A 22125-nucleotide genomic window follows, 5' to 3' on the forward strand; every position below is an offset into this window, starting at 1 on the left:
CGTCAAGTCAGCATCCGTTCCACAGCGTCACTTATCGGTCACACACGATAACCGGCCCGGAAGGTTCGGTTCCGGGCCGGCCGCGGCTCAGGCGTACCGCTGCAACTCCCGGCGCGCCAGCGACCGCTGGTGCACCTCGTCGGGGCCGTCGGCCAGCCGCAGGGTGCGCGCCGCCGCCCACAGTTCGGCCAGCGGGAAGTCCTGCGACACCCCGCCGGCCCCGTGCAGCTGGACGGCGTCGTCGATGATGCGCACCACCGCGCGCGGGGTGGCGATCTTGATGGCCTGGATCTCGGTGTGGGCGCCGCGGTTGCCGACGGTGTCCATCAGCCAGGCCGTCTTGAGCACCAGCAGCCGCAGCTGCTCCACCTGGACCCGGGCGTCGGCGATCCACTCGCGGACCACGCCCTGGGCGGCCAGCGGCCTGCCGAAAGCGGTGCGCTCCAGCGCCCTGCGGCACATCAGCTCGATGGCGCGCTCGGCCATGCCGATCAGCCGCATGCAGTGGTGGATGCGGCCCGGGCCGAGACGGGCCTGGGCGATGGCGAAGCCGCCGCCCTCCTCGCCGATCAGATTCTCCGCGGGGACCCGGACGTCGTCGAAGACCACCTCGGCGTGGCCGCCGTGGTAGTGGTCCTGGTAGCCGTAGACCGTCATGGCACGCCGCACCTCGACGCCGGGCGTATCGCGCGGGACCAGCACCATGGACTGCTGGCGGCGTACATCCTCGCCGTCCGGATCGGTCTTCCCCATGACGATGAAGACGGCGCAGTCCGGGTGCATGGCGCCGGAGATGTACCACTTGCGGCCGGTGACGACGTAGGTGTCGCCCTCCCGGCGGATGCGGGTGCCGATGTTGGTGGCGTCCGAGGAGGCCACCTCCGGCTCGGTCATGGCGAACGCCGAACGGATCTCGCCCGCCAGCAGCGGCTCCAGCCACCGCTCACGCTGCCGCGCCGAGCCGAACTGGGCCAGCAGCTCCATGTTCCCGGTGTCGGGCGCCGCACAGTTGAGGGCGGTGGGGGCCAGCTGGGGGCTGCGGCCGGTGATCTCGGCCAGCGGCGCGTACTGGAGGTTGGTGAGCCCGGCACCGTACTCGGGGTCGGGGAGGAAGAGGTTCCACAGGCCCAGCTTCCGTGCGGTGGCCTTCAGTTCCTCCACCACCTGGGGTGTGCGCCACGGCGAGTCGAGGGCCGCACGCTGCTCCTCGGCCACCGGCTCGGCGGGGTACACGTGCTCGTCCATGAAGGAGAGCAGCCGCTCGCGCAGTTCCTCGGTGCGCGCGTCGTATGCGAAGTCCATCGCCTGCCTCAGCCCTTCCGCACAGTGGTCAGCCCGTTGTCGATGAAGACCGGGACGAGTTCGCCGATCCGGTCGAAGCCGGCGCCGACGGTCCGGCCCAGGGTGAAGCGGTAGTGGATGCCCTCCAGGATCACCGCCAGCTTGAAGTAGGCGAAGGCGGTGTACCAGTTGATCCGGGACACGTCCCGGCCCGAGAGCCGGGCGTAGCGTTCGACCAGTTCACCGGCGGACGGGTGGCCGGGGGCGCCGCTGGTCGTGCTGACGGGCGAGTCGGGGACGTCCTGCCGCTCGCTGTACATGGCCAGCAGGCCCAGGTCGGTGAGCGGGTCGCCGAGGGTGGACATCTCCCAGTCGAGCACCGCGGTGATGCGGTCGTCGGCGTCCACCAGGACGTTGTCGAGGCGGTAGTCGCCGTGCACCACGGTGGGCCGGGGCGAGTCGGGCAGCGTGCTGCCGAGCGCGTCGCGCAGCGCGTCGATGCCGGGCAGGTCCCGGCTGCGGGACGCCTCCAACTGCTTGGTCCAGCGCCGAAGTTGCCGTTCCAGGAAGCCCTCGGGCCGGCCGAAGTCGCCCAGGCCGACGTCCTGCGGATCCACCTCGTGGAGCGCGGCCAGCGTGCCGGGCAGCGCGAGGACGATCTCGCGGGTGCGTTCGGGGCCCAGCGGGGCGAGCTGCGCGGCGGTGCGGTACGGGGTGCCCTCGACGTGCTCCATCACGTAGAAGGGGGCGCCGAGCACGTCCGGGTCCTCGCACAGCAGCACCGTCTCGGGGACCGGCACGGGGGTGGACCGCAGTGCGCTGATGACGCGGTGTTCGCGGGCCATGTCGTGCGCGGTGGCCAGCACATGGCCCAGCGGGGGACGGCGCACCACCCAGCGGCCGGTGCCGTCGGTGACGCGGTAGGTCAGGTTCGACCGGCCGCCGTGCACCACTTCGGCGCGCAACGGTCCCCGCACCAGCCCCGGGCGCTCCCGCTCCAGATGCGTGGCGAGCCGCGCCAGATCGAGGCCGGGCGGATTCTGTTCGCTCATGGTGCGCGCTCCTTCAGCTTCGGTCGCATCCGATCATGCCGACTAGTCGGTATGGAGTCCAGAGGGAGCGACGGAGACCGGGGCCACACCGTCGGGGAGGGCGGACGGCGCCGCCGGGCCCGGGGACCGGACGTGGCGTCAGGCGAGCGCGACGGCGGTCAGGATCAGCACGCCGACCGTCAACACGATGATCAGGGCCAGGCCCGAGGGGTTGCGGTGGTTGAGGACATAGCCGTTCCGGTAGCGCTCGTCGCGGACGAACAGCGGCTCGTTGTCACTCATCGGCATGGGACGAAGGCTAGGGGGCGGAACGGGCGCCTGTCATCGGACTCAGGGCGGAAAGCGGCATACCGCACACCTGTGAGCCCTCCCCCGCCGGCCGTCCGCCCTCCCCCCCGGCGGCATGAAGTGGCCCTCGCGCCGGGACATCCGCTCGGCTATCAGCGCGTAGGAGCCCGCCAGGTGGAGGAAGAAGAGCCGGCCGGACGAGCGGCGCAGGCGGTCCCGGTAGCGGCGTTTGAGGGCCGAGCAGACGAGGACGGCGCCGCCCTCCCGGTACCGGCCCAGCCAGTCGGCCATCGCGTCCAGCCAGGGGGCCCGGTCGGCGTCGTCCAGCGGCAGACCGGCGGACATCTTCTCGATGTTGCGCCGCGGGTGGAAGTCGTCGGCGTCGGCGAAGGGCAGATCGAGGGTGTCCGCCAGCCACGCGCCGACGGTGCTCTTTCCGGAGCCGGACACCCCCATGACGACGACGAGGGGCCGGGTTCCGGTGTCTCGGCTGTTCACAGCAGCATCCCTCCCACGACGATCAGCACCAGCACGCTCGCAAGTGTGCCGATGACCTGGACGGCGTCCATCGGGGCCGGCTGCCTGACCGCCAGGCCACGGCGCCGCCGCTGCGCGGTCAGCAGCAGTGCGGCCCAGGCGACCGCGCCGAGAGCGGCGGCGGCGACAGCGGTCGCCGAGTGCTCGGCGACGGCGACCCGGGCGGCGAGCCCCACGGAGACGGCGTAGGTGAGCGTCGTACGGCGCCAGGCCAGCCAGGTGCGCTCGGGCTGTACGCCGGGGTCCCGCGGCGGCGTCTCGCACACCGGTTCCGACGGCGTCCCGCGCGCCGGCTCGGGCGTCCCGTCCGCCTGCCCGCGGCCGGCCGGTCCGTCGTGGGCCGGCAGCCCGCCCGTCACCGGCCCGCCAGGCCCAGCACGACGACGGCGATGACGAGCACGGCGGCGGCGGCCGTCCCCGTGGCCAGCAGCACGGGGAAGCGCGAGGCGGGCAGGTCCTCGCCGCGCCGCATGGCACGCTCGCAGCGCACCCAGTGGTTGACGGCGCGCACGGCGCACAGCGCGGCGCCCGCCAGCAGCACGATCGCCACCGTCGTCCGCGCGCCCCAGCGCAGCCCGGTCAGGAACTGGTCGACCGCGATGCCGCCGGCCACCAGGGCGAGCGAGGTGCGGATCCACGCGAGGAACGTCCGCTCGTTGGCGAGCGAGAAGCGGTAGTCGGGCGTGGTGCCCTCCTCCCTGAGCCGCTGGGGGGAGAACCACAGCCGGAGGGTCCCCGAGATCCGGTCGCGCATGGCTCAACCGTACGCCGTGACCTGCGGCGCCTGCCGCCGGGGCCGGGCCCGGGGAGTCACCGCGCGGACAGCCGGCGGTGGCACTCCAGCCCGTCGGGCACGACCGTTTTCCCGGCCTCCCAGCCGGCCAGCCGGCGCTCCAGTTCGTCCTCCTCCAGGAAGTCCCACCAGTCGACCTCCTCGGCCTGCGGCCGGACCGGCAGCGTGCACACCACCTCGTAGACCTGGAGGAACCAGGAGAACCCGGGCGCCTCGAAGAGGAATTTCAGCCGCCGCTCGGGCGTCGGCAGTCCGCTGACGCCGAGTTCCTCCTCGGCCTCCCGCAGCGCCGCCGAATCGTAGTCCTCGCCGGCGCCCACCACACCGCCCACCACCACGTCGTACATGCCGGGGAAGATCAGCTTGGTGGGGGTGCGGCGGTGGACGAAGATCCTGCCGCGCTCGTCCCGCACCCGGATGGCGGTGCTGCGGTGCCGCAGCCGGCGCGCATAGACCTCGCCGCGCCGCCGCTGCCCGACGACACGGTCCTGTTCGTCCACGATGTCCAGCAGCTCGTCCGCCGAGCGCCCCTGCTCCGTCATACGGCCATCCAAACACCCCGGCCCACGCCGGCCGGGCACGAGGGGTGTGCGGCGCCCGGCCCGAAGGTTACTCTCCGGTCACCAGTTCCCGGCGCGCCGGTGGCGCACGGGTTCCGCGCACAGGCCCGTACACGGGTACGAAAGGGTGACAGCATGGCGTACGACGCCGATGTGATCGTGGTCGGTGCCGGGCTCGCGGGCCTGGCCGCGACGGCCGAACTCGCCGACGCCGGACGGCACGTCATCCTCCTCGACCAGGAAGGCGAACAGTCCCTCGGCGGCCAGGCCCACTGGTCCTTCGGCGGACTCTTCTTCGTCGACTCCCCCGAACAGCGCCGCATGCGCGTCAAGGACAGCCGGGACCTGGCCTGGCAGGACTGGCTCGGCACCGCCGGCTTCGACCGGCCCGAGGACCACTGGCCACGCCGCTGGGCCGAGGCCTACGTGGACTTCGCCGCCGGGGAGAAGCGGTCCTGGCTGCACCGCCAGGGCGTACGGTTCTTCCCCGTCGTGGGCTGGGCCGAGCGCGGCGGCTACGACGCGGCGGGGCACGGCAACTCGGTGCCCCGCTTCCACATCACCTGGGGCACCGGGCCCGGACTTGTCGAACCGTTCGAGCGGCGGGTGCGGGCCGGCGCCGCACGCGGCCTGGTCGAGCTGCGCTTCCGCCACCGGGTGACCGGACTGTCCCGCACGGCCGGCACCGTGGACACCGTCACCGGCGAGGTGCTGGCCCCCAGCTCCGCGCCCCGCGGCACGGCCAGCAGCCGCGAGGTGACCGGCGCCTTCGAACTGCGCGCCCAGGCCGTGATCGTCACCTCGGGCGGCATCGGCGGCAACCACGACCTCGTCCGCGCCAACTGGCCGCAGCGGCTGGGCACTCCGCCGCGCAAGATGCTCTCCGGGGTGCCCGCGCACGTGGACGGACTGATGCTCGGCATCACCGAGAGGGCCGGCGGGCGGATCATCAACCGCGACCGGATGTGGCACTACACCGAGGGCATCGAGAACTGGAACCCCATCTGGGCCCGGCACGGCATCCGCATCCTGCCCGGCCCCTCCTCGCTGTGGCTGGACGCCACCGGCAAACGGCTGCCCGTCCCCCTCTTCCCCGGCTTCGACACCCTCGGCACGCTCGACCACATCATGCGCACCGGGTACGGCTACACCTGGTTCGTCCTCAGCCGGAAGATCATCGAGAAGGAGTTCACCCTCTCCGGCTCCGAGCAGAACCCCGACCTGACGGGACGTTCGGTGCGCGACGTGCTGGGCCGGGCACGCGCCGGTGCACCCGGCCCCGTCCGCGCCTTCATGGAGCGCGGCGTGGACTTCCTCGTCGAACGCGACCCGGCCGCGCTGGCCCGGCGGATGAACGAGCTGACCGGCGACGGACTGATCGACCCCGACGCGCTGCGCCGCGAGATCGCCGCCCGGGACCGCGAGATCCGCAACCCCTTCACCAAGGACCTCCAGGTCACCGCAATCCACGGCGCCCGCCGCTATCTGGGCGACCGTCTCGTGCGGGTCGCGGCCCCGCACCGGCTGCTGGACCCGGCCGCCGGGCCCCTGGTCGCCGTCCGGCTCTCCGTCCTCACCCGCAAGACGCTCGGCGGACTGGAGACCGACCTGTCCTCCCGGGTGCTGACCGGGAGCGGGCAGCCGCTGCCCGGCGTCTACGCCGCCGGGGAGGCCGCCGGCTTCGGGGGCGGCGGCGTCCACGGCTATCGCTCCCTGGAGGGCACCTTCCTGGGCGGGTGCCTCTTCTCCGGCCGTACGGCGGGCCGTGCCGCGGCCCGCGCGGTCGGCTGACCGACGGGCCGCACCCCGGCGTCCGTCACCCGGGCCGCACCACCACGCGGCCCGTGGTGGTGCCGTCGAACACCCGCTGGACCGCGTCCGCCGCGCGCTCCAGCGGGACGCGCTCGCTCACCAGGGGCCGGATCAGGCCCTCGTCCGCGAGCCGCGTCAGCTCCCGGTGGCAGCCGGCCACCGCCCCGGGGTCCTTGCGGGCGTACAGGCCCCAGTGCAGGCCGAGGATCGAGTAGTTCTTGACCAGCGCGTGGTTGAGGCCCGGAGTGGGCACGGCACCGCTGGCGAAGCCCACCACGACGATGCGGCCCTCGAAGGCCACGCACTTGGCGGAGGCGGCGTACGCGTCCCCGCCGACCGGGTCGTACACCACATCGGCGCCCTTGCCGCCGGTGGCCTCCTTGACGGCGGCGACGACGTCCTCGGTCCGCCGGTCGACGACCAGGTCGCAGCCCAGCTCGCGGGCCGCGCGCGCCTTGGCCTGTCCGCCGACGACGCCGATGACCCGCGCCCCGGCCGCCTTGCCGAGCTGGACGGCGGCGCTGCCGACACCCCCGGCGGCGGCGTGCACCAGCAGGGTCTCGCCCGGCTGGAGGCGGGCGCGGCGGTGCAGACCGAACCAGCCGGTCTGGTAGCCGATGTGCAGCGCGGCGGCCTCGGCGTCGTCCAGCGCCCCGGGCGCGGGCAGCGCGCTGTCCTCGGTGACGACCGCGAACTCGCCGAAGGCCCCGCAGGGCAGTGCGGGCTGTCCCAGCACCCGTTCCCCGGTGCGCGGACCGGCCAGCACCTCGCCGCACAGCTCGACCCCGGGCGTGAACGGCAGCGGGGGCCGCACCTGGTACTCGCCCCGGCACAGCAGGGCGTCCGGATAGTTGACGTTGGCGGCCCGGACCCGCACCAGCAGCTGCCCGGGGGCGGGTTCGGGCCGGGGTATCTCCTCCAGCCGCATCACGTCGCGCGGTTCGCCGTTGGTGTGGACGCGCCATGCCTGCACGGGGGATGTCCTCTCGTCGGGTACGGACAGCGGTCCGGCCCTATGGCCGCAGCGCCCGCAGCAGCAGGTCCGCCAGGTGGTCGGCGACCTGCTGCGGCGTGAGCCGGCCGTCGGGCCGGTACCAGCTGCTGAGGTGGTGCACGGAACCGAAGTGGTAGTCCACGACGAGGTCGGCGGGGGTGGCGTCGCTGAACTCCCCGCTGCGCTGCCCCTCCTCGATCAGGGCGCGGAACCTCTCGTGGTAGCGGCGCCGCTCGGCACGCACCTGCTTCTGCTTCTCGGGCGAGAGCTGGTGCATGGAGCGGAAGAAGATCATGGCGTCGTCGAGGTTGTCGATGGTGGTCACGACGACGTCGGCGGCGGCCCGGCGCAGCCGCTCGGCCACCGGGGCCTCGCTGCCGGCCAGCAGGTCGAGCCGCTCCTGCTGGAGCCGCAGCAGCCGGCCGTAGATCTCGTGGAGCAGATCGTCCTTGGAACCGAAGTAGTGGTAGAGGGCGCCTTTGGTGACACCGGCCGCCTCCACGATGTCCTGGACGGAGGTGCGGTCGAAGCCCCGCTCGGCGAACAGCCGGGTGGCCGCGGCCATCAGCCGCTGCGGCACGGGTGCGGGGCCGCCCCCGCCGCCCGCCTGTGCGGCATCCGCCGCCTGAGCCGCGTCCGCGCCCTCCGGACGTCCTCTGCCGGCCCTGGTCGTCATGGCCGCCACCTGCCTTCCTCGTCGTTCCTCGGCCGCGCCCGCCGCGGTGCGGCCGGCCGCCGGCGCGGTCCGGGCCGTCCCGTGACCGAAGCGGCCGTGCGGGTCCGGTCATGCGCTCCCGGACCGGGTGCGCAGCTCCCGGCGCAGGATCTTGCCACTGGTGGTCTTGGGCAGCTCGGGCAGGATCTCGACCTCGCGCGGGTACTTGTAGGCGGCCAGCCGGTCGGCGCAGTACGCGGCCAGTTCCGGCGGGGTGGCCACGGCACCCGCGCGGAGGCTGACGTACGCCTTGACGGTCTCGCCGCGGTAGGGGTGCGGCACACCGACGACGGCGGCCTCCCGGACGGCGGGATGGGTGTAGAGCACATCCTCGACCTCGCGGGGCCAGACCTTGAAGCCCGAGGCGTTGATCATGTCCTTCTTGCGGTCGACGACGTAGAGCCAGCCGCCCTCGTCCATGAAACCCACGTCGCCGGTGCGCAGTTCGCCACCGGGCAGGGCCGCGGCGCTCTCCTCGGGGCGCCGCCAGTAGCCGGGGACGACCTGGGGGCCGCGAACCGCTATCTCGCCGTGCTGCCCGAAGGGGACGGGGTTGCCCTCCTCGTCCAGGATGCGCACCACGGTGTCGGGTCCGGGCACGCCGACGGCCAGGGTGCCCGAGACGGGATCGACGGGCGCCTCCTTGCCCGGCGGCACCGAGGCGCAGGGTGCGGTGCACTCCGTCAGGCCGTAGCCGCCCGCCAGGTAGGGGCCGAAGTCGGCGCGGAACCTCTCCACCAGCGCGGGCGGCAGCGGGGCGCCGCCGGAGGCGATGTGGTGGAAGGAGGCGAAGTGTTCGCGGCCGGCGTCCGGCTGTGCGGCCAGCGCCATGAACGCGGTGGCGGGCCCGACGGTGAAGGCGGGCCGGTGCTCCAGGAAGGCGTCCAGGACCACGCCGGGATGGAAACGGTGGGCGAGCGCGAGGGTGCCGTGATGGGCGAGGCATCCGGCGAACTGGGCGACGATGCCGGTGATGTGGAAGAGCGGCGCCAGCGCGAAGACGCACGCGCCCTCGGGCACGGCGCCGCCCGCGCGCTGCCGTGCCGCGTTGTAGGAGAGGTTGGCGTGGGTGTTCATGGCGCCCTTAGGGGTGCCGCTGGTGCCCGAGGTGTAGCTGATGAGCGCGATGTCGGCGCCCGCCGGCGTACGCCCGGCGGGGGCCTTGCCGCCGGCGCGTGCGGCGGCGAGCAGATCGGTGGCGTCGTCGGCGGGTGCGCACCGCTCGAAGTCCAGGACGCGGGGGTCGTCGCGGGTCTGGAGGTCGCGTTCACAGGCGGTCAGCACGGTGTGCACCCCGCTGCCGGCGGTACTCGCCCGCAGCATCCGCTCCCAGGCGCGGTCGGAGCACACCAGCGCGGAGACCTCCGCGTCGGCCAGCACGTGGGAGACCTCCCGCTCCTTGTACATCGGGTTGACGGGGACGACGACCCCGCCCGCCTTCCAGGCGCCGAGCAGCGCCAGCACGTAGTGCGGGGTGTTCTGGAGCATGAGGGCCACCCGGTCGCCGCGCCGCAGGCCGCGGGCGGCCAGATGGGCGGCGACGGAGTCGGAGAGCGCGTCCAGCTCGGCGTAGTCGAGCCGCCCGTCGAAGTAGACGAGGGCGGCCCTCCCCGGCACATCGCGCACCGCCGCGCGGAAGGTGTGCAGCAGCGTCTCGGGCGGGGTGACGGGGGCGCGCTGGGCGGGGGTCAGCTGCGCGAGCCACGGCTTGTCCTCGTAGGTGACCGCCCGCGCGCTCATACCGGCTCTCCCTCCGCCGCGGCGCCGGTGCGTCGCTGCGGCGGCGCCCCGGTGCGCGGGGTGCTGCGCTCGACCTTCTGGTGGAGGCGGTTCATCCCCGTCAGCCAGGCGTCGGGATCCTGGGCGCGCGCCGCGTAGTTGGCGTGCGTGGTGGCGTGCGGCAGGACGAGGAACCTTTCCTCGGCGACGGCGGCGAACAGCGCGTCCGCGACGGCCCCGGGCTCGATGGCACCGGGCCGCAGCACGATGTCCCCGGCCGTGCCGGTGCTCTCCAGCATGTCGGTGCGCACGCCCTCGGGGCAGATGGCGTGGACGGCCACACCGCGGTGCCGGTAGGTGACCGAAAGCCATTCGGCGAAGGAGTAGGCGGCGTGCTTGGTGACGCTGTAGGGCGCCGAGCCGACCATGGTCAGCAGCCCGGCCGCCGAGACGGTCGAGACGAACCGGCCCCGCCCGCGCTCCAGCCAGTCGGGGAGCAGTGCCCGGGCCGCCCGGACGTGCGCCATCACATTGAGGTCCCAGGCCGCCTGCCACGTCTCGTCGGGCGCCTCGGGGCCGCCCTCGTGGCCGACGCCGGCGTTGGCGCAGAAGATGTCGACGGTGCCGCCGAGTGCCTCTCGCGCGGGGCCGACGACGGTGGCGGCGTCACCCGGCACCGCGATGCCGCCGATCTCCCCGGCGACGGCCCGGGCCGCCGCGGGGTCGATGTCGTTGACCGCCACGGTGGCGCCCCTCGCGGCGAATCCGCGGGCGAGGGCCGCGCCGATGCCGCTGCCCGCTCCGGTGACGACGACGGTGCTGTCGCGCAACGACTCCATGGGCTGCGCCTCCCGGTCCTCTGGCTCGTTCGGGCCTCTTGACGGCGCGGGACGGCCCCGGCGGACCCACGCCCGCCAGGCAGACTAACCAGTCGGTATGTCGTTGCGGAAGGGGTGCCCGGCGATCCGCACGAGACTGTCGCGCCCGTTCGGGAACGGCAGCGCGCCAGGGCTCGTTCTGCGTATGTGTGCGGCGCGCGGCGGCGTGCACGCGTGACAGGCGGAGAGCCCGGGAGCGGCTGCGTCCGATGAGGCGGGTAATGCCCCCCTTGGAGGAATAGCGGGCGTTTTCCGGGGTAATCCGCCACGCCGAAGCAACTGCGCGCTGTCCGCGCGGAAACAGCATCGCCGGAGACGGATCCACGGCGCGGGGCCGTACGTCACATCCCCGACGACACGGGTCCTCTCCGCCGGAGGTGGGATGATTGGCCGGTTTCAGAGCGCTCGCCCGACAAGTCCGTGATCCTGACAGAGACCCGTCGCAGCGGCGGCAGGCACTGCGCAAGTGCTTGGAGCGGTTCGCCCCCTACGGGCACCGCGCCACCTGGCAACACCTGTGCCGCAACGCGGGGTTCCACCCCGACGACCGGGAACCCGACCCGGCGCTCCTCGTCGCGGCGCTGGAGGAGCTGGAGGAGGCCCGCGCGGTCTGGCTCGCCTACGAGTCCGAGGTCGCCGCCCGGCGCAAACGGGAGAAGCGCGAGGGCATCAGACAGCCGACGGCCCTCGACGAGTGGCACCGCAGAACGTGGGGCGGCAGATCGCTGCTGCACTGCGACCCGGCACAGCCGCCGACCCCAAGGCTCGCCGATGTGCTGCGCCGCATGATCTCCGTGATGGACGTCCGCGCCACTCCGCCGCAGCGCCGCGGGCTGCGACTGGATACGGGCACCCGCACGGAGGTCCGTACCGAACCCGCGGGCCGGCGTGAGGCCCGCACCCCGCGCCGCCAAGGCACCGGTCCCCGGCTGGGATTCAGCACCCCGCTGCCCTCCCAGGGCTGAGGACACCTTCCGACACATCCCCCGACGCATGTCCGAGCGGTGTCGACCCGAAGGGCCGGCACCGCTCCCGAGGAGGCCCTGGCCGACCACCCGGTCCTCCCCCACACCCTCTTCCCCTCCCTCGAACCCCGCCGCCCGGACGCGGCCGGGCTCGGCCCCTCGGGAGCCGCCCGGATGCGACCGCAGCGCACGGGCACCCTCACCAAGGCCGCCGTACGGCACCCGCACGGGCGCCGTACGGCCCTCGTACGCCTTCCTGCGGCCCGCCGTACGGCCCCGCGGCCCGCCGGCCGGACCGGCCGTCCCGGTCTTCGCGGCACGCCCGCGGCTCCGGACCCGCGGCCTGTCGGCGCGGTCTTCGCGGCACGGCTCAGGGAATCCGGACACGCGGCAACGACCGTGGCCGCCCCTCCGCGCCTTCCCGGACCGGCAACGGTGGCCGGGCGGCGGCGACAGGCGCCCGGCCAAGCCGTCGCCCCTCCCCCGGCGTCGCACCGTCCGGGCCACACGGTGCGACGCGGCGCCGCCCGGCCCGCGGGAAACGGCGGGCCCCGGAAACAACCGGCGCGGAAAGGGGCGGGCACCGGATTCGCGCCCGGCGCCGGGACGGGCCGTGCGCTCCTCGTCCCCGCCCCGCGACGGCGCACGCGCGGGCGACAGGAGGGGGCTGGCGCCGGGACCGGGCGGGCTGGCATGCTGACCGGCGACTGAGCAATCGCTTGTTCGGCAACGGCAGGACGCACCACGCGCGGGAGGTCACTGGCATGGCGGAACCCCGGGTCTTCACCTCGGCCGACGAGCTGAAGGAGGCGGTCGGCGAGGAGTTGGGCAGCAGCGACTGGCTGGAGGTCGATCAGCGGCGGATCGACCTGTTCGCCGACGCCACGGGCGACCACCAGTGGATCCACGTCGATCCGCGGCGCGCAGCCGACGGCCCCTTCGGCTCCACCATCGCGCACGGCTATCTGACCCTCTCCCTGCTGCCCGCCCTGGTCCCGCAGATCATGCGCGTCGAAGGCATGCGGATGGGCGTCAACTACGGCGTCGACCGGGTGCGTTTCCCCGCCCCGGTGCCGGTCGGCTCCCGGCTGCGGGCCCGCGCCACGCTGACGGATGTGAGCGAGGCCTCCGACGGCGGCGTCCAGGTCGCCGCGCGGGTGACGGTGGAACGCGAGGGCGGCGAACGTCCGGTGTGCGTCGCCGACAGCCTCAGCCGCTACTACTGGTGACCCGCCGCCGGGCTCACCGGGAGGCCGCGCCGCGGTGGCCGGCCATGCGCAGGGCGAGATCGGCGTAGAGCGCGCCGATCTCGTCCGGCGTCCGCCGCCCGGCGGGACTGAACCAGCGCGCCACGTCGATGCACAACGACATCACCGCCAGCGCCGTACCGCGGATGTCGGCGATGTCGAACGCCCCCACGGCGACGCCGTCCTCCAGCACTCCGCGCAGGATCTCCTCACTGCGCCGGCGCAGCACCACGATGCGCTCGTAGTGCTCCGCCTCCAGCGCGGCGAGTTCGTACTGCACCACGCGGGCCGTGGTGTGGTGCTCGGCGTGCCAGCGGACGAAGGCCCGCACGGCGCGGGCCAGCCGCTCCCCGCTGTCCGTGACCCCCTCGACGGCCTCCTCCAGCACCGCCACCGAGCGCTCGTGGCCGACCCTGCTGATGTGGAAGAGCAACTCTTCCTTGGTCTTGTAGTGGATGTACAGGGCGGCGGGGCTCATCCCCGCGCGGCCGGCGATGTCGCGCGTGGTCGTGGCGTGGAACCCGCGCTCCGCGAACGCCTGCACGGCACCCAGCAGGAGCCTGCGGGCGGCGTCCGGGGTGACGCCGCCGAACGATTCATCGGTCTCCACCGTCGTCATCCGGCCAGCTTACCGCGCAGGTGAGCGATCGCTTAGCCGCGCCCGCGGTCCGGCCGGCACGCGACGTGGTGCGGTCCCGGGCGAGCACCCGGCGACGGGCCCCGCCCCCAGCGGCCGGCGGGCACGGCCAGAACTCCATCGGGGTGCGGCCCCCGCACCCGCACCTGGCCGGGCCCCGGCTCGGGGAGGGCTATGGAGGTGACGTCGAGCGGGGCGGAGACGGCGGGCAGGACGGCGGCACGGACCATGAAGGGCTCCAGGGGCGTCGGGCGGTCAGAACTGGAGGGACTTGGTCTGGAGGTACTCCTCCAGACCGTGCCGGCCCAGCTCGCGTCCGACGCCCGACTGCTTGTAGCCGCCGAACGGGGCGAGCGGGTTGAAACGGCCGCCGTTGATGTCGACCTGGCCGGTCTCCATCCGGCGGGCGAAGGCGACGGCCTCGTCCTCGTCCGCCGCCCACACCGCACCCGCGAGGCCGTAGACGGTGCCGTTGGCGATGCGCAGCGCCTCCTCAGTGTCCCGGTACCGCAGGATCGACAGGACGGGGCCGAAGATCTCCTCCTGCGCGATGGTCATCTCGGGGGTGACGTCGGCGAAGACGGTGGGCCGCACGTAGTGGCCGCGCTCCCGGCCCTCGGGGGGCTCGGCGCCGCCGGCCACCAGCCGGGCGCCCTCCTCCTGGCCGCGCCGGATGTAGCCGGTCACCCGCTCGTGCTGCTTGGCGTTGACGAGGGGCCCCACCCGGGTGGCCTCGTCGCGGGGGTCGCCGGTGACGTACTTGGCGACGGCCTCGGCGGCCAGCGCGACGGCCTCGTCGTAGCGGTCGGCGTCCACCAGCATCCGCGTCCAGGCGCTGCACGTCTGGCCGGAGTTGGACATGACGTTGGCGACGCCGACGCTCACGGCCTTGGCCAGGTCGGCGCCGGGCAGGATGACGTTGGCCGACTTGCCGCCGAGCTCCAGCGCCACCCGCTTGATCCCGCCGGCCGCTGCGGCGGCCACCCGGCGGCCCACGGCGGTCGAACCGGTGAAGGAGAGCAGGTCGATGCCGTCGTGCTCGGCCAGTGCCTGCCCGGCGACCGGGCCGAGTCCGGTGACGAGGTTGAAGACCCCCGCGGGGAGCCCCGCCTCCGCGACGGCCTCGGCGAACAACTGGGCCGTCAGCGGGGTGTCCTCGGCGGGCTTGAGCACCATGGTGCAGCCGGCGGCGAGCGCGGGCGCGGCCTTGGCGACGATCTGGTGGAGCGGGTAGTTCCAGGGGGTGATGGCGCCGACGACGCCGACCGGTTCGTGCAGCACGCGCGAGGTGCCGATCCGTTCCTCGAAGGCGTACTCGGCGGCCAGCCGGGCGTAGCTGCCGCACACCGCGAGGGGTACGGCGGCGTGCACCTTCCGCGACAGGGACAGCGGGGAGCCGAGTTCGGCGGTGACGGTCTCGGCGATCTCCTCGCGCCGGCCGGTCAGCGCCCGCTGGAGCGCCTCCAGCAGCGCGGCGCGTTCGGCCGGTGCGGTGGCGGCCCAGCCGGGGAGGGCCGCGCGGGCGGCGCAGACGGCCGCGTCGATGTCCTGTCCGTCACCGGCGGGCACGGCGCCCAGCACCGTGCCGTCGGCGGGGTTGGTGACCTCGATCGTCCCGGAGCCCAGGGCGGGCCGCCAGGAGCCGTCGAGGAACATGCCGTCGTGTGCCTTCATGAGAGCAAACCTACTGTCGGGTCAGCACGCTGTCAGCACAGCGTCACCGTGTGGGGGACCACTCCGGCCGCGCACTCCCCGAGGGGGCGCCGGGCCGGTGCGTTGACGGGACCCGGCGGCATTCCTATGGTCTTGCACAGGATTCCTTCATGCGGCGGGAGTTGGCGATGGGCCAGGGCACCGACAGCACGACGAGCACCACCGGCACGACCAGCACCACCGGCACTTCCCGGACGGCAGGCGCGGCCGAGCGGGAGCGGGCGCGCAAGACGGCCGCCGGGCTCACCTATCTGACCGGCTTCGGCAACGAGCACAGCAGCGAGGCGGAACCCGGCGCGCTGCCGCTCGGCCGCAACTCGCCGCAGCGCGCCCCCCTCGGCCTGTACGCGGAGCAGCTGAGCGGTACCGCCTTCACCGAGCCGCGCGCCCACAACCGCCGCTCCTGGCTGTACCGCATCCGCCCCTCCGCGGCGCATCCCCGTTTCCTCCGCGCCGGCAACGGCGACCTGCGCTCGGCGCCGTTCGACGAAACCGTCCCCGATCCCAACCGGCTGCGCTGGAGCCCGCTGCCCGACGCGCCCGCGGGCACCGACTTCCTCGCGGGCCTGTGGACGCTGGGCGGCAACGGCGACGTGCGGCGGCGCGACGGCATGGCCGTGCACCTGTATGCCGCCAACGCCTCGATGACCGACCGGGTCTTCGGCGACGCCGACGGCGAACTGCTGATCGTCCCCGAGCGCGGCGGGCTGCTGCTGCGCACCGAACTCGGCCTGCTGAGCGCCGAGCCCGGCCAGGTGGCGCTCGTCCCGCGCGGGGTGCGCTTCCGCGTGGAACTGCTGGACGAGCAGGCGCGCGGCTACGTGTGCGAGAACTACGGCCGCCCCTTCACGCTGCCCGACCTCGGCCCGATCGGGGCGAACGGCCTGGCCAACGCCCGCGACTTCCACGCCCCCACCGCCGCCTACGAGGACATCGAAGGGCCGGTGGAGGTCGTGACCAAGTACTGCGGCAACCTCTGGAAGGCCGTCTACGACCACTCACCGCTGGACGTCGTGGCCTGGCACGGCAGCCACGTGCCGTACGTCTACGACCTGCGCCGCTTCAACGTCCTGGGCAGCATCAGCTACGACCACCCGGATCCGTCCGTCTTCACCGTCCTGACCTCCCCCTCCGACACCCCCGGGCTGGCGGGGGTGGACTTCGTCGTCTTCGCCCCCCGCTGGCTGGTGGGCGAGGACACCTTCCGGCCCCCGTACTTCCACCGCAATGTGATGAGCGAGTACATGGGTCTCATCGAGGGCGCCTACGACGCCAAGGCCGAGGGGTTCGTCCCCGGCGGCGGCTCGCTGCACAACATGATGTCGGCGCACGGCCCCGACCGGGAGACGTTCGAGCGGGCGTCGGCCGCCGAACTGGCGCCACAGAAGGTGGACGACGGGCTGGCGTTCATGTTCGAGACCCGGTGGCCCGTCTGTCTCACCCGGCAGGCGGCCGAGGCCGGACACCTCCAGTGGGACTACGACGCGGTGTGGCAGGGTCTTGAACGTCACTTCACGGCCCCCTGACGGCCACCGGCGGCCCTCCCCGGTCCGTCCGGGGCCGGGGAGGAGCCACCCCCACCCGCGGAGGCACGCCATGACGCCGCTGTTCACCCCGGACTCCGTCGAGCTGAACCGCAAGCTGCCGCTGTGGTACCAGGTCTCGCAGTCGCTGCGCGCCTCCATACTGGGCCGGCCGCCGCAGGCCCCCGACCGGCTGCCGCCGGAGGACCAGTTGGCCGGCCACTACGGCGTCAGCGTGCTGACCATGCGCCAGGCCCTCAAGGAGCTGGAGGCGGAGGGGCTGATCAGCAGGCACCGGCGGCGCGGCACCTTCATCGAACCGGAGGCCCGCCGCGCCAGGCCGGTGCGGCTGCTGGGTTCGGTCGACACGATCGTGGCCCAGCAGTCCGGAGAGCCCACCACCCTGCTGGGGTACGGCCCGGAACCGGTGCCCGCCGAGCTGGCCGAGCACTTCCCCGGCCGGCCCGAGGTGGTGGCCTACCGCAGACTCCGTCACGACAGGGAGGGCGGCGAGCCCACCAACTGGGCGGTCAATCTGATCCGCGCGGACGTCGCCGAGCACATCGACCCCGCGGATCTGCGCCGGGGCTGGCCGATGACGAAGGTGCTGCGCGACGGCGTGGGGGTGCGCATCAGCCGGATCACCGACACGGTCGAGGCGCGGCTGGCCGACCCGGAGACGGCGCGGCTGCTCCAGGTGCCGCTGCTGAGCCCGATCCTGCACTACACGGGGGTGACCTACGACGGGGACGGCGAGGTGGTGGACGTGGTCCGCATCCACTACCGCGGCGACCGGTTCGCCTTCTCCGTCACCCTGGAGAACGTGACGGACTGAACCGGACAGAACGGGATGAGGGGGGCAACGCGACCGGTAGCGGGTGGGTGGGAGTACCGGGAACGGCCGGAGGGGGAGAAACCGGACTGACCGGGACGAAACCGGCCGTCAAGAGAGGGAAGGGAAGTCGGGGAGCCGGGTGCGGGCGGGCGGGGCGGCGGAGAGCCGCCCAGGGCTCGGGGAGAAGGCCGCCGGACTGTCCGTGAACAAGCCGTCCGGCGGCCGTCGTCAGCCGTGTTCGCCGAAGAGCGAACGGCGCAGCTTCCGCAGCGGGGCGAAGAGCGAGACCCGCGCACCGCGGTTCGTCGCCCTGCTCCGCACGGCGTCGCGCTGCGTGATCTCACGCATCAGCGTCGTCGCCTCCTCCGCCTCGACCCGTGGGACGGCGGGTCCGGCGAGCACGGAGAGGTGCCGGTCGAGGCGCGAACTCGTCGCGCCAGTGCCGCATTTGATCGCGGGCACTCGCGCCCTGCTGCCGACTGTTATCTGTTCCATGTCACTCCCCACCCGTACGAGGGCACCCGGCCCGGGCAGAGTAACCCTATCTCCCGACTACGGCGTGCGTGCATCCTGGTCACGGCATTCACCTGCCCCACAAGGCCGTTGACGAACACGGTAGCCGCCCCGTCACACCGCCGACACCCCACGAAGCAGTACAGAACCGGACACAGTGGCGGCAGTTCACCGGTCGTCCGTCGCACACGAGGGGCTCGCTCACCTCCCCTGGCGCGCGGGTGGCGCGCCGCGAAACCCGCGTGCGGGCCCGGCCACCATGCCGGATCATGGCCGTCATGTGTACCGACCGGAAGCAGCCCGCGGTCCCGAAGCCCACCGCGCCCGAGAGGGCGCTGGTTCCCCGGCTCCAGATCGACGACAGCGACTCCACCGGCGACATCATCGACGCCCTCTTCCTGGGCCGCTTCACCCTGGGGGAACAGCCCTACTCGCGCAGCCACACCGTCGACCGCGTGAAGAAGGGCTGCACCCTGCTGCCGCCGGGCGCCCGCATCCTGCGCGAGGCCAAGGACGACAACTCCGGTTCCGTCCTCGCCGAGGGCGAGGGCTGGACGGTCCGGGTCTCGCGCTGGAGCCGCGGCGCGGAGGTGACGGTGACCGCCGTCACCGACGAGATGGCCGAGCAGCAGCTCAAGCAGGCCGTGGACGGCGCGGAGGACGAGCCCGAGCCCCAGGAGGACCAGGTCTCCATGGGCTTTTGGTACCACTCCCCCATGCGCGGGCCGCGCCGCACCTCCCGCACCATCAGCGCCGGCTCCTGGGCCGAGGTGCGGCGCAACTACACGGCGCCGGTCGCCACCGCCATGGACGACCTGATGCGGGTGCGGCCGGAAGACATCTCCGGCCGGCTCCTGCTGCTGCACGGGCCGCCCGGCACCGGCAAGACCTCCGCCCTGCGGACGCTGGCCCGCTCCTGGAGCGACTGGTGCCAGGTGGACTGCGTCCTCGACCCCGAGCACCTGTTCAACAACATCGGCTATCTGATGGACATCGCCATCGGCGCCGACGACTCCGAGTCGGAGACCGGCCGCTGGCGGCTGCTGCTCCTGGAGGACTGCGACGAGCTGATCCGCGGCGAGGCCAAGTACGCGGCGGGCCAGGCGCTCTCCCGGCTGCTGAACCTCACCGACGGGCTGCTGGGGCAGGGCCGCAACGTCCTGGTCGGCGTCACCACGAACGAGGATCTGGAGAGGCTGCATCCGGCGGTGGTGCGGCCCGGGCGGTGCCTGGCCCGCATCGAGGTCGGCCCCCTCACCCGCCGGGAGTCCGTCGCCTGGCTCGGCACCGAGGAGGGCATCGGCCGGGACGGGGCCACCCTCGCCGAGCTGTACGCGCTGAAGAAGGGCAGGCCGCCGGCGAACGTCCCCGGCCAGGAGCGCGAGGGCGCCGGTCTCTACCTGTGAAGGCCCTGCTTGGGGCGGCGGCCCATCGGTGCGCCGGGCCGCCGGCGGGGACGGAGGCGGCGCCACCGGACAACCATCCCCGCGGCTCGGCTGTCTTCCTCGGTGCCACAGCTGTTCCGACCAACAGCCCGCACACGGGGGAGGACTCCCAATGCGCACCCGTACCCGTACCGGCGCGGCCGTCATCACGGCCGTCACCCTTCCGCTCCTCGCTCTCACGGTGAGCCCGGCCGGCGCGGCGAGCGCCGCCCCCGGCTTCCTGGAGGCGGACGACCTGCCGCCGCACGCCACCTCGCCGTGGCACGCGGGGCCGGTCACCAAGGGGCTGCCCGACCCGCAGCAGTTCTGCATGGAGGGGGCGGTGCCCGACGCCGGCAAGACCTACCACCGCCTCTTCCACACGGAGTACGACACCCACGCGTCGCAGGTCGGCGTGACGGCCCCGTCGGAGACGGCGGCGGGCAAGCTCGCCCGCACTCTGGAGGGGCGTGCGGCCAACTGTGCGGCCGACTGGCTGCGGGACAACCCGGGCAGTTCGGCCTCCTGGGACGACTACGGCACGGTGGAGGCGGGTGACAGCGCCCACGTCTACGGCGTGCACACGGCACCGCCGCAGTCGGAGCACGGCGTCAGTCTGTTCGCGGTGGTCCGCAAGGGCGCCAAGGTGACGGTGGTCCGCTGGGCGCAGATGGGCACGCTGGAGCACGCTCCCGTGGACGCCTTCCGCACCACGGTCACCAAGGCGGCGGCACGTCTGTGAGCCGGGGACCGGGCGGGGGGCGCCGCCCGCGTCTCCCCCGCGCCGGACGGTCAGGTGCCGTAGGCGGCGCGCAGGGCGTCGCGGGCCGCGGCCAGTGCCGCGTCCTCGTCCGTGCCGAGGCGCCGGGCGCGCGCCGCGAAGGTCTGGGCGGCCTCGGCCAGTTCCCGTTCGGCGGCGCCGCCCGCCGCCGCGACGAAGGTGCCGTGGCGGCCCCGGGTCTCGATGACGCCGTCGGTCTCCAGCGCCCGGTACGCCTTGGCCACGGTGTTCGCGGCGAGGCCCAGTTCCCCGGCCAGCCCGCGCACGGTGGGCAGCTTGTAGCCGGTGGGCAGCTCCCCGGCGCGCGCCAGCTCGGCGATACGGGCGCGCACCTGCTCGTACGGTGCTTCGGGTGCGTCGGTGTCGATGGTCAGGCGCAGGGCGTCGGCGGGTTGCGGCGGCACGGGACCTCCGGAGGGCGAGCGGTCGTCCCCGCGATTCTCCCCCACCGGGACCGGCCGGACGCGGCGCACCCTGCACCGCCGTGCGCTCGGACGCCGCCGAGGGGCCATGCCGGGCGCCGCCGTGGCCCGGCCCGCTGGGGTCGCCGCCAGGCGTCGGCCCGCCGTCCGCCGACGCGTCCGGCGGCGGCGCGTCACAGCGCCGAGCGGTTCCCGGTGTCCACGGCCCGGGTGGCGTGCGCGGCGCGGCGTGCGGCGTCCCGCACCTGGTCGGCCGTCAGCGCGTAGCCGGTGCCGGGGTCGGTGGTGGAGCGGGCGAAGACGACGCCGTACACCCTCCCGCCGGGTGTCAGGAGCGGTCCGCCGGAGTTGCCGGGGCGGACCTGGGAGCGGATGGCGTAGATGTCGCGGGTGGTCAGTTCGTCGCCGTAGATGTCCTGGCCGCGGGCCGGGGTGCGGGTGGCCACCGCCGCGGCCCGCAGGTCCAGTCCGCCGTTCTCCGGGTAGCCGGCGACGACGGCCTGGTCGCCGCGGGTGGCCTCGCCCGCGAAGCGCAGGGCCGGGGCCGGCAGTCCGGGCACGTCGAGGACGGCGATGTCCTTGGCGGGGTCGAAGAGGACGACCCGCGCCGCGTAGGGGCGTCCCGTGCCGCCGACGCGCACGGTGGGCGAGTCGACCCCGGCGACGACGTGGGCGTTGGTCATCACATGTCCGCGGCTGTAGACGAAGCCGCTGCCTTCCTGGCCCTGCTGTCCCCCGTCCACGGCGGCGACGCCCTCGACCTTGACGGTGCTGCGCTGGGCGGCGACGGTGGCCGCCCGGGTGACCGAATCGCCCGAGGGCTGGGGCACCGAGGCGCCGGGCTCGTGCTCGAAGGGGTTGAAGACGGGCGGGAAGCCGGCCGTGGTGAGGGCCCCGGTGGCGCGGTTGAACCAGGTGGCCGCGCTGTCGGGCATCCGCTCGTGCACGCCCTCCAGCAGGCTGGAGCCGCGTATGGCCTGGTTGAGCGCGGGTGAGGGGGAGGCGGCGAGCGCGCTGCCGGCCATCCAGCCGACGACGAGCACGGCCACGACGTTGACGGCTGCGCCGCCGATGCCGTCCACCCAGCGGGCGGGGGTGCGGCTGAGCGCCTGGCGCAGCCGCCAGCCGAGCGGTGCGGCGAGGGCGTGCCCGGCCAGTGCGGGCGCCAGCACGGTGAGGAGGGCGAGCACGGTGGCGGTGGTGGTGCCCCGCTCGGCGAGGCGGAGGACGTAGGGCAGCGCCCAGACGCCGACGACGGCGCCGCCGACGAAGCCGGCCAGCGAGACGAGGCCGGCCACCAGTCCTCTGCGGAAGCCGGAGCCGGCGTAGCCGAGCGCGGCGAGGATCAGGAGCAGATCCACCAGGTTCACGGTCCGCCCCCTTTCGCCGGGCCTTCCCGGTCGTCCTCGGTCGTCGGTCCTGTGCCGCTCCCGCCC

General features: G+C 73.9%; 23 protein-coding genes. 7 read left to right on the forward strand and 16 right to left on the reverse strand.

What is annotated here, in order from left to right:
- Positions 1-87: 87 nt before the first annotated feature.
- From IO40_RS0126000 to IO40_RS0126030, 7 genes are all read right to left on the reverse strand, one after another.
- Positions 88-1302 carry an acyl-CoA dehydrogenase family protein gene (locus tag IO40_RS0126000; RefSeq protein WP_031176246.1) on the reverse strand — a complete coding sequence of 405 codons (1215 nt, stop codon included), beginning with the start codon at positions 1300-1302 and terminating at the stop codon, positions 88-90.
- Positions 1303-1310: 8 nt separating this feature from the next.
- Positions 1311-2333, reverse strand: coding sequence for a phosphotransferase family protein (locus IO40_RS0126005; RefSeq protein ID WP_016467992.1), 1023 nt, complete (start codon positions 2331-2333; stop codon positions 1311-1313).
- 138 nt (positions 2334-2471) lie between these two features.
- Positions 2472-2621 carry a hypothetical protein gene (locus IO40_RS38055; RefSeq protein WP_016467993.1) on the reverse strand — a complete coding sequence of 50 codons (150 nt, stop codon included), beginning with the start codon at positions 2619-2621 and terminating at the stop codon, positions 2472-2474.
- A 42-nt stretch (positions 2622-2663) separates the two neighbouring features.
- A complete protein-coding gene (locus IO40_RS0126015) occupies positions 2664-3119 on the reverse strand; it encodes a gluconokinase (protein ID WP_244190325.1) in 456 nt (151 codons plus the stop codon).
- Complete coding sequence (locus IO40_RS0126020) at positions 3116-3424, reverse strand: DUF202 domain-containing protein (RefSeq protein ID WP_030408049.1); 309 nt, start codon at positions 3422-3424, stop codon at positions 3116-3118. The genes IO40_RS0126015 and IO40_RS0126020 overlap by 4 nt, the downstream gene beginning before the upstream one ends.
- An 89-nt stretch (positions 3425-3513) precedes the next feature.
- Positions 3514-3912 carry a YidH family protein gene (locus IO40_RS0126025; protein WP_016467996.1) on the reverse strand — a complete coding sequence of 133 codons (399 nt, stop codon included), beginning with the start codon at positions 3910-3912 and terminating at the stop codon, positions 3514-3516.
- A 56-nt stretch (positions 3913-3968) separates the two neighbouring features.
- Positions 3969-4493 carry an NUDIX domain-containing protein gene (locus tag IO40_RS0126030; RefSeq protein WP_016467997.1) on the reverse strand — a complete coding sequence of 175 codons (525 nt, stop codon included), beginning with the start codon at positions 4491-4493 and terminating at the stop codon, positions 3969-3971.
- Between the two features lie 153 nt (positions 4494-4646).
- Here IO40_RS0126030 and IO40_RS0126035 point away from each other — a divergent pair, with 153 nt between their 5' ends.
- Entirely contained in the window at positions 4647-6302 is a 1656-nt protein-coding gene (locus tag IO40_RS0126035; RefSeq protein WP_016467998.1) for an FAD-binding dehydrogenase, read from the forward strand.
- 25 nt (positions 6303-6327) lie between these two features.
- Here IO40_RS0126035 and IO40_RS0126040 read toward each other — a convergent pair whose 3' ends face one another.
- The 4 genes from IO40_RS0126040 to IO40_RS0126055 form a co-directional block, all read right to left on the reverse strand.
- Positions 6328-7296, reverse strand: coding sequence for an NADPH:quinone oxidoreductase family protein (locus tag IO40_RS0126040; protein WP_016467999.1), 969 nt, complete (start codon positions 7294-7296; stop codon positions 6328-6330).
- Between the two features lie 40 nt (positions 7297-7336).
- Positions 7337-7882: a TetR/AcrR family transcriptional regulator gene (locus IO40_RS0126045; protein WP_041969005.1), complete on the reverse strand. Its 546-nt coding sequence runs from the start codon at positions 7880-7882 to the stop codon at positions 7337-7339.
- A 219-nt stretch (positions 7883-8101) separates the two neighbouring features.
- The gene (locus tag IO40_RS0126050) at positions 8102-9772 is read right to left on the reverse strand and encodes a class I adenylate-forming enzyme family protein (RefSeq protein ID WP_016468001.1); all 1671 of its coding nucleotides are present in this window, start codon (positions 9770-9772) and stop codon (positions 8102-8104) included.
- The gene (locus IO40_RS0126055) at positions 9769-10590 is read right to left on the reverse strand and encodes an SDR family oxidoreductase (RefSeq protein WP_016468002.1); all 822 of its coding nucleotides are present in this window, start codon (positions 10588-10590) and stop codon (positions 9769-9771) included. The genes IO40_RS0126050 and IO40_RS0126055 overlap by 4 nt, the downstream gene beginning before the upstream one ends.
- A 425-nt stretch (positions 10591-11015) precedes the next feature.
- On the opposite strand from IO40_RS0126055, the gene IO40_RS0126060 reads away from it, so the two are divergent.
- Together IO40_RS0126060 and IO40_RS0126065 are read left to right on the forward strand one after the other, a co-directional pair.
- On the forward strand, positions 11016-11594 hold the full coding sequence (locus IO40_RS0126060) for a hypothetical protein (RefSeq protein WP_016468003.1): 579 nt from the start codon (positions 11016-11018) through the stop codon (positions 11592-11594).
- Positions 11595-12358: 764 nt separating this feature from the next.
- On the forward strand, positions 12359-12823 hold the full coding sequence (locus IO40_RS0126065; protein WP_016468004.1) for a MaoC family dehydratase: 465 nt from the start codon (positions 12359-12361) through the stop codon (positions 12821-12823).
- Between the two features lie 13 nt (positions 12824-12836).
- Here IO40_RS0126065 and IO40_RS0126070 read toward each other — a convergent pair whose 3' ends face one another.
- Positions 12837-13460, reverse strand: coding sequence for a TetR/AcrR family transcriptional regulator (locus tag IO40_RS0126070; protein ID WP_016468005.1), 624 nt, complete (start codon positions 13458-13460; stop codon positions 12837-12839).
- Between the two features lie 273 nt (positions 13461-13733).
- On the reverse strand, positions 13734-15152 hold the full coding sequence (locus tag IO40_RS0126075; protein ID WP_031176248.1) for an aldehyde dehydrogenase family protein: 1419 nt from the start codon (positions 15150-15152) through the stop codon (positions 13734-13736).
- A 149-nt stretch (positions 15153-15301) separates the two neighbouring features.
- Here IO40_RS0126075 and hmgA point away from each other — a divergent pair, with 149 nt between their 5' ends.
- Together hmgA and IO40_RS0126085 are read left to right on the forward strand one after the other, a co-directional pair.
- A complete protein-coding gene (gene hmgA / locus IO40_RS0126080; protein WP_031176249.1) occupies positions 15302-16717 on the forward strand; it encodes a homogentisate 1,2-dioxygenase in 1416 nt (471 codons plus the stop codon).
- 70 nt (positions 16718-16787) lie between these two features.
- A complete protein-coding gene (locus IO40_RS0126085) occupies positions 16788-17549 on the forward strand; it encodes a GntR family transcriptional regulator (protein ID WP_016468009.1) in 762 nt (253 codons plus the stop codon).
- A 228-nt stretch (positions 17550-17777) separates the two neighbouring features.
- On the opposite strand, the gene IO40_RS0126090 is transcribed toward IO40_RS0126085, so the two are convergent.
- Positions 17778-18044 (reverse strand): hypothetical protein, encoded by a 267-nt coding sequence (locus tag IO40_RS0126090; protein ID WP_016468010.1) that lies wholly within the window; start codon positions 18042-18044, stop codon positions 17778-17780.
- A 296-nt stretch (positions 18045-18340) separates the two neighbouring features.
- Here IO40_RS0126090 and IO40_RS0126095 point away from each other — a divergent pair, with 296 nt between their 5' ends.
- Entirely contained in the window at positions 18341-19468 is a 1128-nt protein-coding gene (locus tag IO40_RS0126095) for a DUF5925 domain-containing protein (protein ID WP_016468011.1), read from the forward strand.
- Positions 19469-19619: 151 nt separating this feature from the next.
- Positions 19620-20228: a hypothetical protein gene (locus IO40_RS0126100; protein WP_016468012.1), complete on the forward strand. Its 609-nt coding sequence runs from the start codon at positions 19620-19622 to the stop codon at positions 20226-20228.
- A 50-nt stretch (positions 20229-20278) separates the two neighbouring features.
- Here IO40_RS0126100 and IO40_RS0126105 read toward each other — a convergent pair whose 3' ends face one another.
- Together IO40_RS0126105 and IO40_RS0126110 are read right to left on the reverse strand one after the other, a co-directional pair.
- The gene (locus IO40_RS0126105; protein WP_016468013.1) at positions 20279-20671 is read right to left on the reverse strand and encodes a GntR family transcriptional regulator; all 393 of its coding nucleotides are present in this window, start codon (positions 20669-20671) and stop codon (positions 20279-20281) included.
- Between the two features lie 191 nt (positions 20672-20862).
- On the reverse strand, positions 20863-22059 hold the full coding sequence (locus tag IO40_RS0126110) for a MarP family serine protease (RefSeq protein ID WP_016468014.1): 1197 nt from the start codon (positions 22057-22059) through the stop codon (positions 20863-20865).
- Between the last annotated feature and the right edge of the window lie 66 nt (positions 22060-22125).

It is taken from the genome of Streptomyces albus subsp. albus, from assembly GCF_000725885.1.
GTDB lineage: Bacteria > Actinomycetota > Actinomycetes > Streptomycetales > Streptomycetaceae > Streptomyces > Streptomyces albus.

Excerpts from the sequence above, each read along its gene's own strand:
- IO40_RS0126000 (WP_031176246.1), bottom strand. The coding sequence starts at position 1,302 with ATGGACTTCGCATACGACGCGCGCACCGAGGAACTGCGCGAGCGGCTG.
- IO40_RS0126005 (WP_016467992.1), bottom strand. The coding sequence starts at position 2,333 with ATGAGCGAACAGAATCCGCCCGGCCTCGATCTGGCGCGGCTCGCCACG.
- IO40_RS38055 (WP_016467993.1), bottom strand. The coding sequence starts at position 2,621 with ATGCCGATGAGTGACAACGAGCCGCTGTTCGTCCGCGACGAGCGCTAC.
- IO40_RS0126025 (WP_016467996.1), bottom strand. The coding sequence starts at position 3,912 with ATGCGCGACCGGATCTCGGGGACCCTCCGGCTGTGGTTCTCCCCCCAG.
- IO40_RS0126030 (WP_016467997.1), bottom strand. The coding sequence starts at position 4,493 with ATGACGGAGCAGGGGCGCTCGGCGGACGAGCTGCTGGACATCGTGGAC.
- IO40_RS0126035 (WP_016467998.1), top strand. The coding sequence starts at position 4,647 with ATGGCGTACGACGCCGATGTGATCGTGGTCGGTGCCGGGCTCGCGGGC.
- IO40_RS0126045 (WP_041969005.1), bottom strand. The coding sequence starts at position 7,882 with ATGGCCGCGGCCACCCGGCTGTTCGCCGAGCGGGGCTTCGACCGCACC.
- IO40_RS0126050 (WP_016468001.1), bottom strand. The coding sequence starts at position 9,772 with ATGAGCGCGCGGGCGGTCACCTACGAGGACAAGCCGTGGCTCGCGCAG.
- IO40_RS0126055 (WP_016468002.1), bottom strand. The coding sequence starts at position 10,590 with ATGGAGTCGTTGCGCGACAGCACCGTCGTCGTCACCGGAGCGGGCAGC.
- IO40_RS0126065 (WP_016468004.1), top strand. The coding sequence starts at position 12,359 with ATGGCGGAACCCCGGGTCTTCACCTCGGCCGACGAGCTGAAGGAGGCG.
- IO40_RS0126070 (WP_016468005.1), bottom strand. The coding sequence starts at position 13,460 with ATGACGACGGTGGAGACCGATGAATCGTTCGGCGGCGTCACCCCGGAC.
- IO40_RS0126075 (WP_031176248.1), bottom strand. The coding sequence starts at position 15,152 with ATGAAGGCACACGACGGCATGTTCCTCGACGGCTCCTGGCGGCCCGCC.
- hmgA (WP_031176249.1), top strand. The coding sequence starts at position 15,302 with ATGCGGCGGGAGTTGGCGATGGGCCAGGGCACCGACAGCACGACGAGC.
- IO40_RS0126085 (WP_016468009.1), top strand. The coding sequence starts at position 16,788 with ATGACGCCGCTGTTCACCCCGGACTCCGTCGAGCTGAACCGCAAGCTG.
- IO40_RS0126090 (WP_016468010.1), bottom strand. The coding sequence starts at position 18,044 with ATGGAACAGATAACAGTCGGCAGCAGGGCGCGAGTGCCCGCGATCAAA.
- IO40_RS0126095 (WP_016468011.1), top strand. The coding sequence starts at position 18,341 with ATGTGTACCGACCGGAAGCAGCCCGCGGTCCCGAAGCCCACCGCGCCC.
- IO40_RS0126100 (WP_016468012.1), top strand. The coding sequence starts at position 19,620 with ATGCGCACCCGTACCCGTACCGGCGCGGCCGTCATCACGGCCGTCACC.